At 65.0% G+C, this 15496-nt stretch carries 15 protein-coding genes; 13 read left to right on the top strand and 2 right to left on the bottom strand.

All coding sequences use genetic code 11. The features are described 5' to 3' along the window. Positions 1-11: 11 nt before the first annotated feature. From AC07RV_RS29045 to AC07RV_RS29090, 10 genes are all read left to right on the top strand, one after another. Positions 12-869: a replication initiator protein A gene (locus AC07RV_RS29045; protein ID WP_296776452.1), complete on the top strand. Its 858-nt coding sequence runs from the start codon at positions 12-14 to the stop codon at positions 867-869. A gap of 253 nt (positions 870-1122) precedes the next feature. Then, positions 1123-1761: a ParA family partition ATPase gene (parA, locus tag AC07RV_RS29050; RefSeq protein WP_003056189.1), complete on the top strand. Its 639-nt coding sequence runs from the start codon at positions 1123-1125 to the stop codon at positions 1759-1761. Next, positions 1758-2021 carry a hypothetical protein gene (locus AC07RV_RS29055; protein WP_003056186.1) on the top strand — a complete coding sequence of 88 codons (264 nt, stop codon included), beginning with the start codon at positions 1758-1760 and terminating at the stop codon, positions 2019-2021. The genes parA and AC07RV_RS29055 overlap by 4 nt, the downstream gene beginning before the upstream one ends. Continuing rightward, entirely contained in the window at positions 2018-2542 is a 525-nt protein-coding gene (locus AC07RV_RS29060) for a DUF2840 domain-containing protein (protein ID WP_003056183.1), read from the top strand. Before AC07RV_RS29055 ends, AC07RV_RS29060 begins: the two co-directional genes overlap by 4 nt. After that, entirely contained in the window at positions 2539-3126 is a 588-nt protein-coding gene (locus AC07RV_RS29065; RefSeq protein WP_011517538.1) for a S26 family signal peptidase, read from the top strand. Before AC07RV_RS29060 ends, AC07RV_RS29065 begins: the two co-directional genes overlap by 4 nt. Next, positions 3123-3500, top strand: a complete 378-nt coding sequence (locus AC07RV_RS29070) for a hypothetical protein (RefSeq protein WP_077176498.1) — start codon at positions 3123-3125, stop codon at positions 3498-3500. The genes AC07RV_RS29065 and AC07RV_RS29070 overlap by 4 nt, the downstream gene beginning before the upstream one ends. Positions 3501-3573: 73 nt before the next feature. Next, on the top strand, positions 3574-5550 hold the full coding sequence (locus AC07RV_RS29075) for a relaxase/mobilization nuclease domain-containing protein (protein ID WP_011517536.1): 1977 nt from the start codon (positions 3574-3576) through the stop codon (positions 5548-5550). Between the two features lie 215 nt (positions 5551-5765). Further along, positions 5766-7109, top strand: a complete 1344-nt coding sequence (locus tag AC07RV_RS29080) for a ferredoxin reductase family protein (protein WP_003056168.1) — start codon at positions 5766-5768, stop codon at positions 7107-7109. A gap of 14 nt (positions 7110-7123) precedes the next feature. Next, positions 7124-7789, top strand: a complete 666-nt coding sequence (locus AC07RV_RS29085; protein WP_003056167.1) for a response regulator transcription factor — start codon at positions 7124-7126, stop codon at positions 7787-7789. 60 nt (positions 7790-7849) lie between these two features. Next, the gene (locus AC07RV_RS29090) at positions 7850-9205 is read left to right on the top strand and encodes a sensor histidine kinase (protein WP_230391047.1); all 1356 of its coding nucleotides are present in this window, start codon (positions 7850-7852) and stop codon (positions 9203-9205) included. Positions 9206-9218: 13 nt separating this feature from the next. Here AC07RV_RS29090 and AC07RV_RS29095 read toward each other — a convergent pair whose 3' ends face one another. Further along, the gene (locus tag AC07RV_RS29095; RefSeq protein ID WP_021028154.1) at positions 9219-9926 is read right to left on the bottom strand and encodes a VIT1/CCC1 transporter family protein; all 708 of its coding nucleotides are present in this window, start codon (positions 9924-9926) and stop codon (positions 9219-9221) included. Between the two features lie 41 nt (positions 9927-9967). Beyond that, entirely contained in the window at positions 9968-10519 is a 552-nt protein-coding gene (locus AC07RV_RS29100; RefSeq protein WP_033460303.1) for a cytochrome b, read from the bottom strand. A gap of 321 nt (positions 10520-10840) precedes the next feature. On the opposite strand from AC07RV_RS29100, the gene AC07RV_RS29105 reads away from it, so the two are divergent. From AC07RV_RS29105 to AC07RV_RS29115, 3 genes are read left to right on the top strand one after another with little or no spacing between them, the layout of a single operon-like run. Beyond that, entirely contained in the window at positions 10841-12064 is a 1224-nt protein-coding gene (locus AC07RV_RS29105) for an efflux RND transporter periplasmic adaptor subunit (RefSeq protein ID WP_043376323.1), read from the top strand. Positions 12065-12077: 13 nt separating this feature from the next. After that, positions 12078-15173: an efflux RND transporter permease subunit gene (locus tag AC07RV_RS29110; RefSeq protein WP_043371994.1), complete on the top strand. Its 3096-nt coding sequence runs from the start codon at positions 12078-12080 to the stop codon at positions 15171-15173. After that, positions 15170-15490 (top strand): DUF3240 family protein, encoded by a 321-nt coding sequence (locus AC07RV_RS29115; protein WP_003056157.1) that lies wholly within the window; start codon positions 15170-15172, stop codon positions 15488-15490. Before AC07RV_RS29110 ends, AC07RV_RS29115 begins: the two co-directional genes overlap by 4 nt. The last annotated feature ends 6 nt before the right edge of the window (positions 15491-15496 follow it).

Genomic DNA, 15496 nt, shown 5'->3' on the forward strand with positions numbered 1-15496 from the left:
TGGCCTTCGCCATGTCCAGCCCCGCGCTGCCCATGCGGCAGCGACCGATGCAAGAGCGCGAACAGCTCGATCTGTTCCGCGCCTTGCCGGGCGACATGGCGCCGCGCGACAGCCAGGACTTGATGGCCTTTCCGTTCTTCTCGCTGGCGAAGTCGCGGCGCACGGCGCCGATCGACTTCCGCGCCAGCGGCATCACGATCCGCGTGGAGGGCACGCAGGAGCATGGCATCGCCACGATTTGGGATGCGGACATCCTGATCTGGGCTGCAAGCCAGATTGTGGAAGCCCGCGATGCGGGCTTGCGCCCGTCGCGGCTGATGCAGGCCACGCCCTACGAGATCCTGCGCTTCATCGGGCGCGGTACGTCGCTGCGCGACTACCAGCGCCTCAAGGCGGCCTTGGATCGGCTGCAGTCCACGACCGTGGCCACGTCGATCCGCGAGACGACCGGGCGGCGCCTGCATCGCTTCTCATGGATCAACGAGTGGAAGGAACTGGCCGATGCCAAGGGCACCCCCTTGGGGCTGGAACTGATCCTGCCGGACTGGTTCTATGCGGGCGTGCTCGATGCTGCCCTCGTGTTGACCATCGACCCGGCGTATTTCCGGCTGACGGGCGGGATCGAGCGATGGCTGTACCGCCTGGTGCGCAAGCACGGCGGGCGACAGCCTGGCGGCTGGCAGTTCGACTTCCAGCACCTGTACCGCAAGTCGGGCAGCGTGGCGCGGTACTACGACTTCGCCGCCGACCTGCGCGCACTGGTGGTGCGGCAAGCCTTGCCTGGCTACCAGTTGGGCATCGAGTACGTCTCGGGCATTGCCTCGCCGCTGCTGACGTTCCGGCCCGTGCCGCAAACGGCACGGGGATAACTACGGCAAAGCCTGTGGATGGGCTCGTGCTATCAGGCAACAAAGGTATCGTGCTATCAGGCAACGAATCCTCGTGCTATCAGGCAACAAAACCGGCCGCAAAGCTAATACTGGCGCGGGTTTCGGCCTCTCCTAACTTCCCTAACTTAAATACTCTAACTGGTAGTAGCAGCGCCGCGCCTCGGTGGACAACCGCCACAGGACGCGAAGCGCAGCGGCAACAGGCGGGCTTTCCGACACGGAGGGTCCGGTCATGATCGTCGCGCTGCTCAACCAGAAAGGCGGCGTGGGCAAGACCACGCTCGCCACCCACATCGCCGGCGAGCTGGCGATGCGCGGGCAGTCGGTCATCCTGCTGGATGCCGATCCACAGGGCTCCGCGCTGGACTGGACACAGCGCCGCAGCCAGCAAGGTTTGCCAAGGCTATTTAGCGCCGTGGGCCTCGCACGCGAAACGCTGCACCAGGAAGCGCCAGAACTCGCCAGGCGGGCCGATCACGTCGTCATCGACGGGCCACCCAGGATCGCTGCCTTGGCGCGCTCCGCGCTGCTGGCGGCCGAGCGGGTGCTGATCCCGGTGCAGCCCAGCCCCTACGACCTGTGGGCCAGCGCCGAGATGGTGGCGCTGATCCGTGAGGCGCAGGTGTTCCGGCCTGCGCTGCGCGCGGCCTTCGTCATCAACCGGCGCGTGAGCACCACCGTGATCGGACGCGAGGCCCGCGGCGCGCTGGCCGAGCAGCCGCTTCCTGCGCTGCGCGCGGAAGTGCATCAGCGCATCGTGTTTGCCGACAGCGTGGCCGCCGGCCGGCTTGCACGCGAGACGGCGCCAGACAGCGCCGCCGCGCGCGAAATCACCGCGCTGGTCGATGAACTGCTGCGGTGGCCGTCATGAGCACTCCTGCCAGCAAGCGCACGGGCAAGCGCATCGGCATCGGCGCTCGCCCGCCCGCGAATCCGCACGCCGAGGCGTGGATTCGCCAGGGCAGTGCCGATGACCTCCAGAAAGGCGACCTCTACACGGCCCGCCTGACCCTCGACATCACGCCCGCCATGCGGGCGCGCATCAAGGTATCGGCCTTCACGCAAGGCGTGACGGTGGCCGATCTGTTGCGCGCGCTGCTGGAGCGGGAATTCCCGGAGAAGTCCTCATGAACACACCCGCCTCGACGGCTTCGGCACCGCCGTCCATCCCGCCTGTCGGCGTGGCCGACGGCGTACCGCTGACGCGCGTTGCGCTCGCATACATCGACCAACGCTTCGACCTCTACCTGCGCTTCGGTGATCCTGCCCGCATCATCCGGTTCGACCGCTGGCGCCGCTGCGCGGTGTTCACGCCGAATGCGGTTCTCTGCCGCATCCGCTGGCAGGCCAACGACTACGGCACGATCCGCTGGCAGCTCATGGTGATGCAGGCGTGCATGCCGATGGATGGCGCGCAGCGCATCTCCGGCGTGCAACCTGGCGCGCGCCTCTTGCTGCACGCCGAGGGTGAGCAATCGGTGCGTGCCGTGCTGGCGCGCATCGACGCCATCGAGGCGCTGGGCATCACGCCTGTCGGCGTCTCGCCCGCGTACTGGCGCACGCTCGCCAACCGGCTCGCAGCGCACTTGCCGCTGCCCGAATACACCGCCGAGCGGCACGCCGCCTGGCTGGCCGGGAGGGCGCTGCCATGACCGCAGTTTCCACTTCCGGCACCGCGCCGCACCCTCGCTTGCGCGTGCGCGCTCGCCTCGTGCTGGCGGGCCTGTCCGCCTGCGGCCTCGCTGCGCTGGCCTGGGCGTCCTTCGTGCATCCGCTGCCACGCCTGACCTACAACCCGTCCGACAGCGTGGAGGTCGGCTGGTATCGCATCGATCCGCTCGACCATCGCACCAGCTCGCCACCACGTCCGTTGTCGGTAGGCAGCATCGTGCTGGTGCCGCTGCCTGCCGAGGCTGCCGCGCTCGCTGCGCAGCGCGGCTACCTGCCGACGCGCATTCCTCTGCTCAAGCGCGTGGGCGCGGTGGCGCCGCAAGAGGTGTGCATCGCTGACGGCAAAGTCCGCATCGACGGCGTGCCTTCAGCCGCCGTGCTGTCTGCCGATCGCTGGGGCCGGCCGCTGCCATCCCGGCAGCAATGCCACCGCTTGCGGCATGGCGAGCTGTTCCTCCTCAGTGTGACCAATCCGGCGTCGTTCGATAGCCGGTATTTCGGGCCGGTCAGCGCAGCTTCCGTGATCGGCGTTGCGCGCCCCGTCTGGCTGGAGTCGCGCCCATGATGGCCACCGATTCGCTGCGCATCATCGTGCTATCGGGCGTGTCGTTCTGCTGGCCGTTGTCATGTCGTCGCGCGTGCAGTGCGAGCGCATCCGCGCTGCACTTCGCGCTGCCTCCGGCGCAGCCGTCCCACGTGCAGGCGTCTTGCCTCGAACACGGCTGGCCTGCGGCCATTGCCGTGTTCGCCGGTGCGCTGGCTGCTGGTGCAGCCTTGCCACCGGGCCGCAGTTGCCGGGATCGAGAACCTGGGGGACAGGGGGAGGCAAATGCGGAAGGCAAGACAAAAGGGGGCGGCACCTGTCGGCCCGCAAAGCCAGTCTGCACGTGGGGGGGCGAGGCACGCAGCGGCTTTGCCGCCGTGCCGCTTGGGGCGTGAGGCACGCACCGATACAGGCATGTCCGCGTGCTTCGCACGCCCGGACACGCCAGAGTTTGCAGGGAGCGCAGGCATGACCAACCGCCGCGACGATGATTTCCGCATCCGCCCCAGCGCACCGAAGAACCGGGGCCAGGGCTTCGTATCCAAGGTGCTCCAGCAGGCAGGCAAGGCCAGCGGCGGCAAGTCCACGGTGCGCCGTCCTGGCGGCAGTGGCAAGGGCACCGGCCAGCGGCCCGGATCGCGCCTGGGACGCGGCCACACGGCGGCGCGCTTCGCAGGGGCGAAGCTCACGCCTATGTCGCGGCGCGTGACCATCAAGACACTACTGGTCAACCAGCAGCGGGCCAGTCCGCAGTCGCTCGCCAAGCACCTGCGCTACATCGAGCGCGACGGCGTGGGCCGCGACGGCGAACCGGGTCGGGCCTATGGGCCGCAGACCGACGAAGCTGATCTGAACGCATTCAAGGAGCGCTGCGCCGATGATCGGCACCACTTTCGCTTCATCGTTTCGCCCGAGGAAGGGGCCGAGCTGGAAGACCTGCGCACCTACACGCGGCACCTGATGGGACGCATGGAGGCCGACCTGGGCACGCGGCTGGAATGGGTGGCGGTCGATCACTGGAATACCGACAACCCGCACACCCACCTGATCGTGCGCGGGCGCGACGACACCGGCAAAGACCTCATCATCGCGGGCGACTACATCACTGATGGTTTTCGTCATCGCGCCGCCGAGCTGGCGACCGAATGGCTGGGGCCACGCACCGAGCTGGAGATCCAGCAGACCTTGCAGCGCGAGGTGGAGCAAGAGCGGTGGACTAGCCTGGATCGCACGTTGAAACGCGAGGCCGGCGAGGATGGCCGGGTACAGATCGAACGCTTCAACGAACCGACGTTGCAACGCCAGCGCCTGCTGCTGATCAGCCGCCTGCAACGCTTGCAGCACCTGGGCCTGGTCGACGAGACGCAGCCCGGCAGTTGGGCCGTCCATGCCGATGCCGAGAAGACCTTGCGCGCCCTGGGCGAGCGTGGAGACATCATCCGCACCATCCAGCGGGCCATGAGCGGCCAGCCGCGCGAGCTGGCGGTGTTCGAGCCGGGCGACGATGGCCGAACTATTCTCGGCCGCGTAGCCGCGAAGGGGCTGGCCGACGAACTGCGCGACCGGGGCTATCTGGTCATCGACGGCGTGGACGGCAAGGCCCACTACGTCGCGCTCAATGCCCGCGACGAGCTGGCGAACTATCCCAGCGGCGCCGTGGTGGAGGTGAAAGGATCGGCCGACGTGCGCGCGGCGGACAAGAACATCGCCGCGCTGGCGAGCGATGGCTTGTACCGTACCGACCATCACCTCGCCATCGCCCAGGGGCAGGCCGTGCCCGGCCGCGATCCGCAGGAAGTCGTCGCGGCCCATGTCCGCCGACTGGAAGCCTTGCGCCGCGCCGGCATCGTGGAGCGTGTGGCCGAAGGTCTATGGAAGGTGCCGGACGATCTGCCCGAGCGTGGCCGTCAGTACGACGCGCAGCGCCTGGGAAGCGTGGCCGTGGAACTGAAATCGCACCTGCCCATCGAGCGGCAGGCCCGCGTGATCGGGGCCACCTGGCTCGACCAGCAACTGATCGGCGGCGGCTCGGGCCTGGGCGACCTGGGCTTTGGCGGCGAGGCCAAACAGGCCATGCAGCAGCGCACCGACTTCCTGGCCGAACAGGGGTTGGCCGAGCGGCGCGGGCAGCGCGTGATCCTGGCGCGCAACCTGCTGGGCACGCTGCGCAACCGGGAGCTGGCGCAGGCCGCGAAGGACATTGCAGGCGAAACGGGCCTGGAGCATCGGCCCGTGGCCGACGGGCAGCGCGTGGCCGGCATCTACCGGCGCAGCGTCATGCTCGCCAGCGGGCGCTACGCGATGCTTGATGACGGCATGGGCTTCTCGCTGGTGCCGTGGAAGCCGGTGATCGAACAGCGATTGGGGCAGCAGCTTTCCGCGACGGTTCGCGGCGGCGGGGCGTCCTGGGAGATTGGGCGGCATCGGGGGCCAACCATTTCTTGAGTCAAGGTAAAGCCACAAGCCGGTGGGCAAAATTAGATTTTATCCATAGATGGGTGATCAATCCAAAGCGTTACCAAAGGTTGGGATGTCAAAATTAGAATTATCTGTAATTTCGGATACACGGCCACATTCAAAGGCACGCTATCGCGTATATGGATTGATGGTTTCCGACCAGTGCCGCATGCGCCTTCCGCAGAATTTGGGGCAAATCCACGATGAAGAGAATAATTTGGACGTTCTGGTTTTTTGCGCTGGCATTGAGCGCTTTATGGCTTTTTACCGATACGCTCTGGCCTGCACAGTCCAACTACTTCGCCCTGCGAACGGTATGGATTCAATACAGCGGCGTACTGGCCATCGGCGCGATGTCCGTGGCGATGATGTTGGCCACGCGCCCGGCGTGGCTGGAGCCCAGCTTGAACGGACTGGACAAGATATACCGCCTGCACAAGTGGCTCGGCATCGCTGCTCTGGCCGCTGCAACAGTACACTGGCTGTGGGCGCAGGGTACTAAATGGGCCGTAGGCTGGGGCTGGCTGACGCGCCCCGCGCGCAAGCCCCGCGCAACGGCTGATTCAATGGGCTCCATTGAATCGGCGCTGCGTGGCTGGCGTGGACTGGCCGAGGACTTGGGCGAATGGGCCTTCTACGCCGTCGCCGTGCTACTGGTGCTGGCTTTGGTTAAGCGCTTTCCCTACCGGCTGTTCGCCAAGACGCACCACTGGATGGCAGCGATCTACTTGGTGCTGGCCTTCCACACCTTGGTGTTGGTGCAGTTCTCCTACTGGGCCCAGCCCGTGGGCTGGGCTTTGGCTATGCTGCTGGCGAGCGGCACGGTATCGGCGGTGTGGGTGCTGCTGGGCCGAGTCGGTGCGCAGCGCACCGCGCACGGTGTCATCGAATCGCTGCAGACCTACCCTGCGCTGAACGTGCTGGAAACCACCCTGCGGATGGACCCGGGCTGGCCCGGCCACCGGCCCGGACAGTTTGCCTTCGCCATGTCCAACCCGAAAGAAGGCCCGCACCCCTACACGCTAGCCTCAGCCTGGGTGCCGGAAGACCGGCGCATTACCTTCATCACCAAGGCGCTGGGCGACCACACCCGCCGGCTGCCTGAGCGCCTACGGGTAGGCGACCAGGTAACGGTCGAGGGGCCTTACGGCTGCTTCACTTTCGACGACGAGAAGGCCCGCCAGATCTGGATCGGCGCCGGCATCGGTATCACGCCATTCATTGCGCGCATGAAGTATTTGGCGCAGCATAAAGGCCAAGACGCACGCCCGGTCGATTTGTTTCATCCTACGAGCGACGTTGATCCGCAGGCCATCGAGAAACTGCGCGCCGACAGCCAGGCGGCCGGCGTTGTGCTGCACTTGCTCATCGACAAGCAGAACGGTCGCCTGACGGGTGAACGCCTGCGTGCCATGGTGCCGGGTTGGAAAGACGCCAGCGTCTGGTTCTGCGGCCCCACGGCCTTCGGCCGCGCGTTGCGCGCCGACCTGCTGGCCCAGGGGCTGGAGCCGGAGGCGTTCCACCAGGAGCTTTTCGAGATGCGCTGAATGGAAGAAAGCACATGCGCGTATTGATCGTGGAAGACTCGCAAACGCTGGCCGAAGCCCTGAGCCAGAGCCTTCAGTCGGAAGGCTATGCCTGCGATACAGCAGCCGATGGCGTGTCCGCGCTGAAGTTTCTTGCCAGCTACCGGTACGACGCCATCATTCTGGACTTGATGCTGCCCCGGCTGGACGGCTTTGGCGTGTTGCGCGCATTGGGCCGGGAGGCCCATGCCGCACCGGTGTTGGTGCTCTCCGCGCGCGAACTGCTCGACGACCGGGTGCGGGCCTTGGATGCGGGTGCCGATGACTACCTGACAAAACCCTTCGAGCTAGCCGAACTGCTGGCTCGCCTGCGGGCGCTAGTACGGCGTCCGCCGCAACGGGACGTTCCAGTTCTGCGCCACGGCGATCTGGAGGTCGATCCGCGCTCGCGCATCGCGAGGTTCAAGTGCATTGATCTTGGGCTCACGCCGAAGGAGTATGGACTGCTCGACTTGCTGCTGCGTCGGCGCGGCGCCACGCTGTCGCGCTCGCAGATTTTTGAACATTTGTACGACAGCCGCAGCGATGCATCGGACAAAGTGGTAGAGGTGATCGTCAGCACCTTGCGAACCAAGCTTGCCCTGTGCGGCCTGGATGAACTGATCGTGACACGCCGTGGCTTCGGCTACATCCTGCCCTGAACGATGGTACGTCCCGATTCCGAAGCCCTTTCTGATGCGAGTCAAGGCGGATCCTGGTCCTTGCAGCGGCGGCTGGCTGCCAGCTTGGTGATCTGCATTGGAGGAACCTTCGCGATCCTGTTTCCCGTCCTCGACTACTGGATTGACCACGAAATCTATCGACGGATGGATACCACCCTGATGCAACGATCAGCGGCGGTGGGGCGCGTGCTGCAGGAGTTGGATGCGAGAAAGCTCGAAAGCCTCATGCCGGAATATGAGCCTGGCGGGCATACCGAGTTCTTCACGGTCTTCGATTCGCAGACCCACCGGGCCTTGCTACGCTCTCCCAGCAGTGCAGGCGCCGAGCTATCGCTTGGCCCGGTGGAGCAAGGCACCCCGCGCTATTACGACGTGACACTTCCGGATGGCCACGCGGGCCGCGCGCTGGCGACGCGCGTGTCGGTAACTGGAGAGAGGTCTCAGCTATTAGTCGTCGCAACAGAACGCCGGGATTGGGATCAAACCGAGCGGCGCATCCACTTTGCGCTCTTGGGCGGTATTGTGCTGGCAACGCTGCTAGCGACGGGCCTGGCGCTGCTCATGGTTCGGCATATCGTGGTCATGCTGGAGCGGGTCGGCGAGCAACTGGCCGATCTGCGTTCGGATCGGCCGATTGCGCGGATCGGAGCGGACTTTCCCCGTGAACTGCGTCCATTTGCCGAAGCCTTCAATCAGGGCTTGCATCACCTGTATGTGGCCATTGTCCGCGAGCGCCGCTTCTCCCGCGATGTGGCCCACGAGTTGCGCACGCCCCTGGCGGAAATCCGCATCAGCGCAGAAAGCGCTTTGATCGATGCCGACCCGGCCCGAATCCAGCGCGCCCTGAATGCAATGATCCAGGCCAGTTCACGCATGCAGCGCAGTGTGGACACTCTGCTGTTGTTGGCGCGACTTGAGTCCGGCCAACACACAATGGCGCTGGATCCTCTGGATCTAACTGCTTTGCTGCGAGAGTTGCTGGCGGGACTTAACGTCCAGCAAATGGCACCCAAGTCACCCATCCGCGTGACTTTGCCTGAATCGGCATGGGTGCAAAGTGATCAGGGCGTGATCGAACGCATCGTCTCCAACCTCTTGCGCAATGCCATTGAATACGCGCCCGAAGGCGACGACATTCAATGCGGGCTGGAGCGCGAAGCTTCCGGCTGGATGTTGACCATCGTCAACACAGCTCCCAATTTGCTGGCATCCGATCTGGATCAATTCGGCCTTCGCTTCTGGCGCAAGGATTCCGAAGGTGGCACGGCGCACCACGCCGGGTTGGGACTTGCACTGGCCCTGGCGCTCGCGCATGCCATAGACCTGCCGCTGGCGTTCTCACTGGACAACGGTCGGCTGTCCGCGCGGCTTGGCCCTTGGCCAGCGCTGCTCTGAGATTGACGCAGATTTACACCGCGGTGCCGAACATGGCTCCCACGCCCGCTGTCACCGCCATGGCAAATGTGCCCCAGAACGCGACGCGCAGTGCACTTTTGAACAGCGGCGTACCACCCACGGCAGCAGCCGCAGCGCCGAGCAGGGCCAGGAAGACAATCGCCGTCGCGACGATCCAATAGAGCAGGCTCTGCTCCGGCGCCAACAGAACCACGGCCAGCGGCATGGCCGCACCCACGGCGAAGCTTCCAGCGGACGCCATGGCGGCTTGCAGCGGGCGAGCGCTCAAGGTTTCAGAAATGCCCAATTCATCGCGCGCGTGCGCGCCCAACGCATCATGCGCCATCAATTGCGTGGCGACCTGATCCGCGAGTCGATGATCCAGGCCACGCCGAACATAGATGGCCGTGAGTTCGCGATGTTCGGCTTCCGGACTGTTCTTCAGTTCATCACGTTCCCGCGCCAGATCCGCCTTCTCCGTATCAGCTTGTGAATAGACCGATACGAATTCGCCTGCAGCCATGGACATGGCACCGGCTACCAACCCCGCGATGGCCGTGGTCATGATGCTGGCATGGCTTGCATGGGCCGCAGCCACGCCTGCAACTAGGCTGGCCGTGGAAATGATGCCGTCATTGGCACCCAGAACAGCTGCGCGTAGCCATCCGATATGTTCAGTGCGATGACTTTCAGGGTGAGCGCGATGATGAAATTTTGTCATTGAAAAATCAAATCCATGTGAAGCAGCCCAAGGCCAGCAGTTCAGGTGCGATGACCGGGAAGCATGCGAACCAGTGTGTTGTCACGCATGACGTAGTGGTGCAACAGCGCCGCCATCGCATGCAATCCGATCAAGACATAGCCCAATGTCGCCAGCGCCTCATGGACATCCTTGAGTTGGCGCGACAAAGCAACGTCGGTGCCGATCAGAGAGGGAACGGGCAAGCCAAACAGAACAATCGGCTTGCCCGCCGCACTCAAGGTGAGCCATCCGAGCAGCGGCATGGCGAGCATGAAGCTGTAGAGCGCATAGTGCATGCCATCGGCGAGCGTGGCCTGCCAGCGTGGCATGGGTGGTTGGATCGCGGGCTTCACGCCCGCCTGGATGCGCACCCCGATACGGATCACGACGATCACCAGAACGCTGAGGCCCAGCAGGTAGTGCAAGGACTTCATGGCGTCTCTCAAGGCTCCCTTGGGTGCCAGTCCGCGCAATTCCATGCTCGCATAGACCGCAATGATGAGAATCACGGTCAGCCAGTGCAAGCCTATGACCAAGGGACTGAAACGGTATTCGGAATTCTTGATGTCCATGGCGCATGGCCCCGATGTTTGAGATGGCAAAAAAGCGAACCGCTGGCTATCCTGGCTATCGGATCAAGTGACTGAGAAGTCAACTTGCCGGCAGCTTGTGGCTCAAGACAAGCGGTTTTTTTCTGAATAGATCGTACAGAGAAAATTTCGCTTTCTCCAAAGCTTTCTCAAAGCTTCACCGAAGAACATGAGCTGATCTTTACAAGAGATCGACCGCATGTTTCGCCTCATTAACCTCGCGCACCGCTTCATATGCGACGAATTTTCAATTCGCGCTGTGTGCTCTCTACTCTGCTCTACGTCATTTGGGGCGGCACAAGCATGAGCTTCCCGACCTTGAAAGCGGCGGGCACCTCCAGCCGAACCAAGACCTTGGCCCTGTCCGCCGTCGGTGTGGCAGTTCTGGCTGCCGTAGGGTACGGCTGGTGGGCTTGGGCAACGCAGCAGACAACCGTAGCCGATAAAGACGCGAACGAAGCCGTCGCCCAGCCGAGTGCTGGCAGCGTTCAGCTCAACGCCGCTCAACTCCGCGCGCAGGGCGTGGAAACCGCCATCGTCAAGGACGCCGCAGCAATACCGCTGGATGGCTTGCCCGCGCAGACCGTGGCACCGCTCTCGGCCAGCGCGCAGGTTGTGGCACCCTATGGCGGTGTGGTGACGCGCGTTCTGGTCGATGAAGGTGCCGCAGTGCGCCAAGGACAGGCTTTGGCGCGCATCCAGAGCAAGGATGTTCTGGCGGCGCAAGCCGATCTGGCGCGTGCCCGCACGGACGCGACCGCAGCCGCCACGCAGGCCAGGCGCGATGCTGCCCTGCTCGCCGAGGGCATCATCCCCGCCGCGCGCAACGAGCAAACTCAGGCGCGCGCAGCGGCTGCGCAAAGTACGTTGCAAGAGGCCAATGGCGCCCTCGCACGGCTTCGACCCGTTAGCGGCGGGCAGGCCGGCGAGTATGAATTGCTGGCGCCTTTGTCCGGGCGGGTGATGCGTCGTCACCTGAGCCTCGGGCAGGCGGTCGCGCCGCTCGACATCGCCTTTATAGTGGCTCAGCCTGGCCCGCTGGATGTCAGCGTCGCGGTTCCGCTGCGCTGGCGCTCAGATCTCCACCCAGGCTTGGAAGTGCGTCTTCCCGATGGCACGATCGCTCGCGTGACGGCTGTTGGTGGCGACACTGACCTCAGTAGTCAGAGCCTGCGGGTACGTGCCCGCGTCGATGCAGATCAGGCAGGGGCAGACCGCTATGCGGCCGGGCAGCAGATCAGTGTCGCGCTGTTGCTGCCAGCACCGCAGGGCACCTTGAGCGTGCCATCGGCCGCACTGCTGCCAGCGGGCAGCGCCCACGTGGTCTACGTTGCTGAGCCGTCATCGCAAGACAAGCAAGGCGACCTACGCGTCCGCGCTGTTCCGGTGCAACTGCTGGGGCAAGACGAATCAGAGGCGTCAAGCGCCGTGCGTGCAGTCTCGCCAGACACTGCGCCGCTTGCGGCAGGCATGCAGGTCGTCGTGCGCGGTACGGCACTGCTCAAATCCATGATTCCATTGCAATGAGGGGCGACCACGCATGTTGTCCCGTCTGATTGAATTTTCCCTGCGCCAACGTGCGCTGGTACTGCTTGGCGTGCTGGCTTTGGCGGGTGCGGGCCTAGCGGCCTTCCTGCAACTGCCGATCGACGCCTATCCGGATATTTCCCCCACGCAGGTCAAGCTGATTATCAAGGCTCCTGGCATGACGCCTGAGGAGGTGGAGTCGCGCGTGATCACGCCGCTGGAGATGGAGTTGCTCGGCGTGCCCCGGGGCGTGATGTTGCGCTCCACGGCCAAGTACGCCATCGCCGACATCACGGTGGACTTTGCCGAAGGCAGCGACATCTACTGGGCGCGTCAGCAGGTGGCTGAACGCTATGCCGGCGTTTCGGGCAGCCTGCCCGAAGGCGTCAGCGGCGGGCTGGCGCCGATTTCGACACCGCTGTCGGACGTGTTCATGTTCACCATCGAAGGCGGTGGCCTCACGTTGAGCGAGCGCCGCGCCCTGCTGGACTGGACGCTGCGCCCGGCCCTGCGCACGCTGCCCGGTGTTGCTGATGTCAACGTGCTGGGTGGAGAAGCCAAGAGCTTTGCTGTGGTGCCGGATCGCGCACGGCTTTCCGCTGCGAGCCTCAGCTTCTCTGATGTCATCACGGCGATCGGCCGCAACAACCGCAATGACGGTGCGGGCCGCCTGGATGCAGGCGAAGACACGCTGATCGTGCGCGCCGAAGGCGCGATCCACACTTTGGACGATTTATCCCGTCTGATCCTGCGCGCGGGGGCCAATGGTACGGCCCCAGTTCGCCTGGGCGACGTGGCCCAGGTGCGCATCGAAGGCGTGACGCGATATGGCGCCGTCACCCGGGACGGCGCGGGCGAAGCGGTGGAAGGCATCGTGGTGGCGCTGCGCGGGGCCGATGCCTCGGCGCTGGTCAAAGCCATTCGAGCCCGGCTGGACGAGGTGACTCCCAGCCTGCCGCCCGGCGTCAAGGTGGTGCCGTTCTATGACCGCAGCACGCTGATCGAGCGCGCCGTGGGCACGGTGGAAAGCGCCTTGCTGGAAGCGACGGTACTGGTCGTTATCCTGCTGCTTCTGTTCCTCGGCGAGCTTCGCGCCGCGCTGGTTGTGGCGGTGATGGTGCCTTTGGCGGCACTGGGCACCTTCTTGCTGATGCGTCTGGTCGGCATGAGCGCCAACCTGATGAGCTTGGGGGGCCTCGCGATCGCCATCGGCATGCTGGTGGACGCTGCCGTAGTGGTGGTGGAAAACGCCGTCAGTCGGCTCGACCCGCACGCGCCCAGTGCGCACCAGCCGCGCCTGCACCGCATATTCGCCGCGGCGCGCGAGGTCGCCATGCCTGTGGCCTCGGGCATCCTCATCATCTGTCTGACCTTCATGCCCCTGCTCACACTGCAAGGGTTGGAAGGCAAACTGTTTGTGCCGGTGGCGCTGACCATCGTATTCGCCCTGGGCGTCTCGCTGCTGCTGTCGCTCACGCTGGTGCCGGTGCTGGCCTCGCTGCTGCTCAAGGAACATGCTCACACCGAGCCGTGGGTGATGCGCTGGGCCACGCGCCTGTACCAACCGCTGCTGGAGGCTGCGCTTCACCACCCGCTACGCGCATCGGCGGTCGCCATCGCGGCCCTGGCATTGGGTGTGGTGGCCTACCTTGGCACGGGCAAGGCGTTCATGCCGACGATGGACGAGGGCGATATCCTGCTGCAACTGCAAAAACCCCCGTCCATTGGGTTGCAGCGCTCGCTGGAGATTGACCTGGCGGTGCAGAAGGCCATCGGTGCGGCGGTGCCCGAGGTGCGGCACAGCATCGGGCGGGTGGGCTCCGACGAGCTGGGGCTCGACCCGATGGGCCTGAACGAAACCGACCTGTTCATGCAGCTCGCACCGCGCAAGGATTGGCATGCAGCCGACAAGGACGCGTTGAGTGCCGAGATACGCAAGGTGATGGATGCCTTCCCCGGCCTGGAATTCGGCTTTACCCAGCCCATCGAGATGCGCATCTCGGAAATGCTCACCGGCAGCCGGGGCGACGTGGCCGTCAAGCTGTTCGGCCCTGACCTGCAAACACTGGGCGATCTGGCGCAGCGCATGGCCGCTCGCATCGAGAAAGTGCCCGGTGCGCGCGACGTGCTCACCCAGGCCAGCGACAGCGTGGAATACCTGCAGGTGAAGGTGGATGCGCAGGCGGCGGGGCGCGCCGGGCTGGCCGTGACACAGGTTCAGGACGAGTTGCGCGCGCAACTCGAAGGCGTTCCGGCCGGGCTGGTGATTGAGCCGGACAGGCGCACGCCGATCGTGGTGCGCGGCGACGCCCGCCTGCGCGGCTCGGCCGAGCGCTTCAAGGACTTGCAGCTCGCCCGCGGCGATCAGGGCGAAATCCCCTTGACCTCGCTGGCGCGCATCGCCACCACTGATGGCCCCGTGCTGGTGCGGCGCGAGAACGGCTCGCGCTTCGCGCTGATCCAGTCCAGCGTGAGCGGGCGCGATCTTGTCGGCTTCGTGGATGAAGCGCGCGCCGCCGTAGCGCGCGACGTGCCGCTGCCGCCCGGCTACCGCGTCGAATGGGGCGGGCAGTTCGAGAACCAGCAACGCGCAGCGGCCCGCCTTGGCATGGTGGTGCCGGTGGCCCTGGGGCTGATTTTCTTCGTGCTGTTCATGACCTTCGGCTCGGTGCGGCAGGCCGCGCTCATCCTCGGCAACGTGCCGTTTGCCATGGTCGGCGGCGTGGCGGCGCTGTGGCTGTCGGGGCAGTACCTGTCGGTGCCTGCTTCGGTCGGCTTCATCGCGCTGCTGGGCATCGCCGTGCTCAACGGATTGGTGCTGATGACGCACTTCAACCACCTGCACGCGCTAGGCCTGCCCATGGAACAGGTGGTGCGCGAAGGTTCGCTGCGACGGTTGCGCCCCGTGCTGATGACGGCTTCCATCACCGCCTTTGGCCTAGTGCCCCTGCTGCTGGCCAGTGGCCCTGGCTCTGAGATCCAGCGCCCACTCGCCATCGTGGTGATTGGCGGACTGGTCAGTTCCACTGCGCTGACCCTGGTCCTGCTGCCGGTGCTGTACCGGCGATTCGGCCAGGCCATCTCCTCACAACAAGGAGTCCACGCATGAACGGATTGAAAGAAGCGCAACTGGTGCGCCTGAATCTGGTGTTTCCACCCACGCTCGAAGACGCCGTCACCGATGCCCTGATGGCCGACCCGGTGCTGCCAGGGTTCACCCTGTTGCACGCCGAAGGGCATACCGGCGACTTCGCGCGCGCGTCCATTCGCGAGAAGGTTCGCGGCCGTGTGGATCGGCGCGTCATTTGGGTGTTGATCGAATATGAACAACTGGAACAGGTCCTGGCGCATCTGCGCCAGCGCATCGCGTCTAGCGATGTCCGCTGGTGGGTGGAGTCGGTGTTGGCAAGTGGAAGACTGGTATGACGAGTA

This window comes from Variovorax sp. GW821-FHT09B01 (assembly GCF_059418345.1).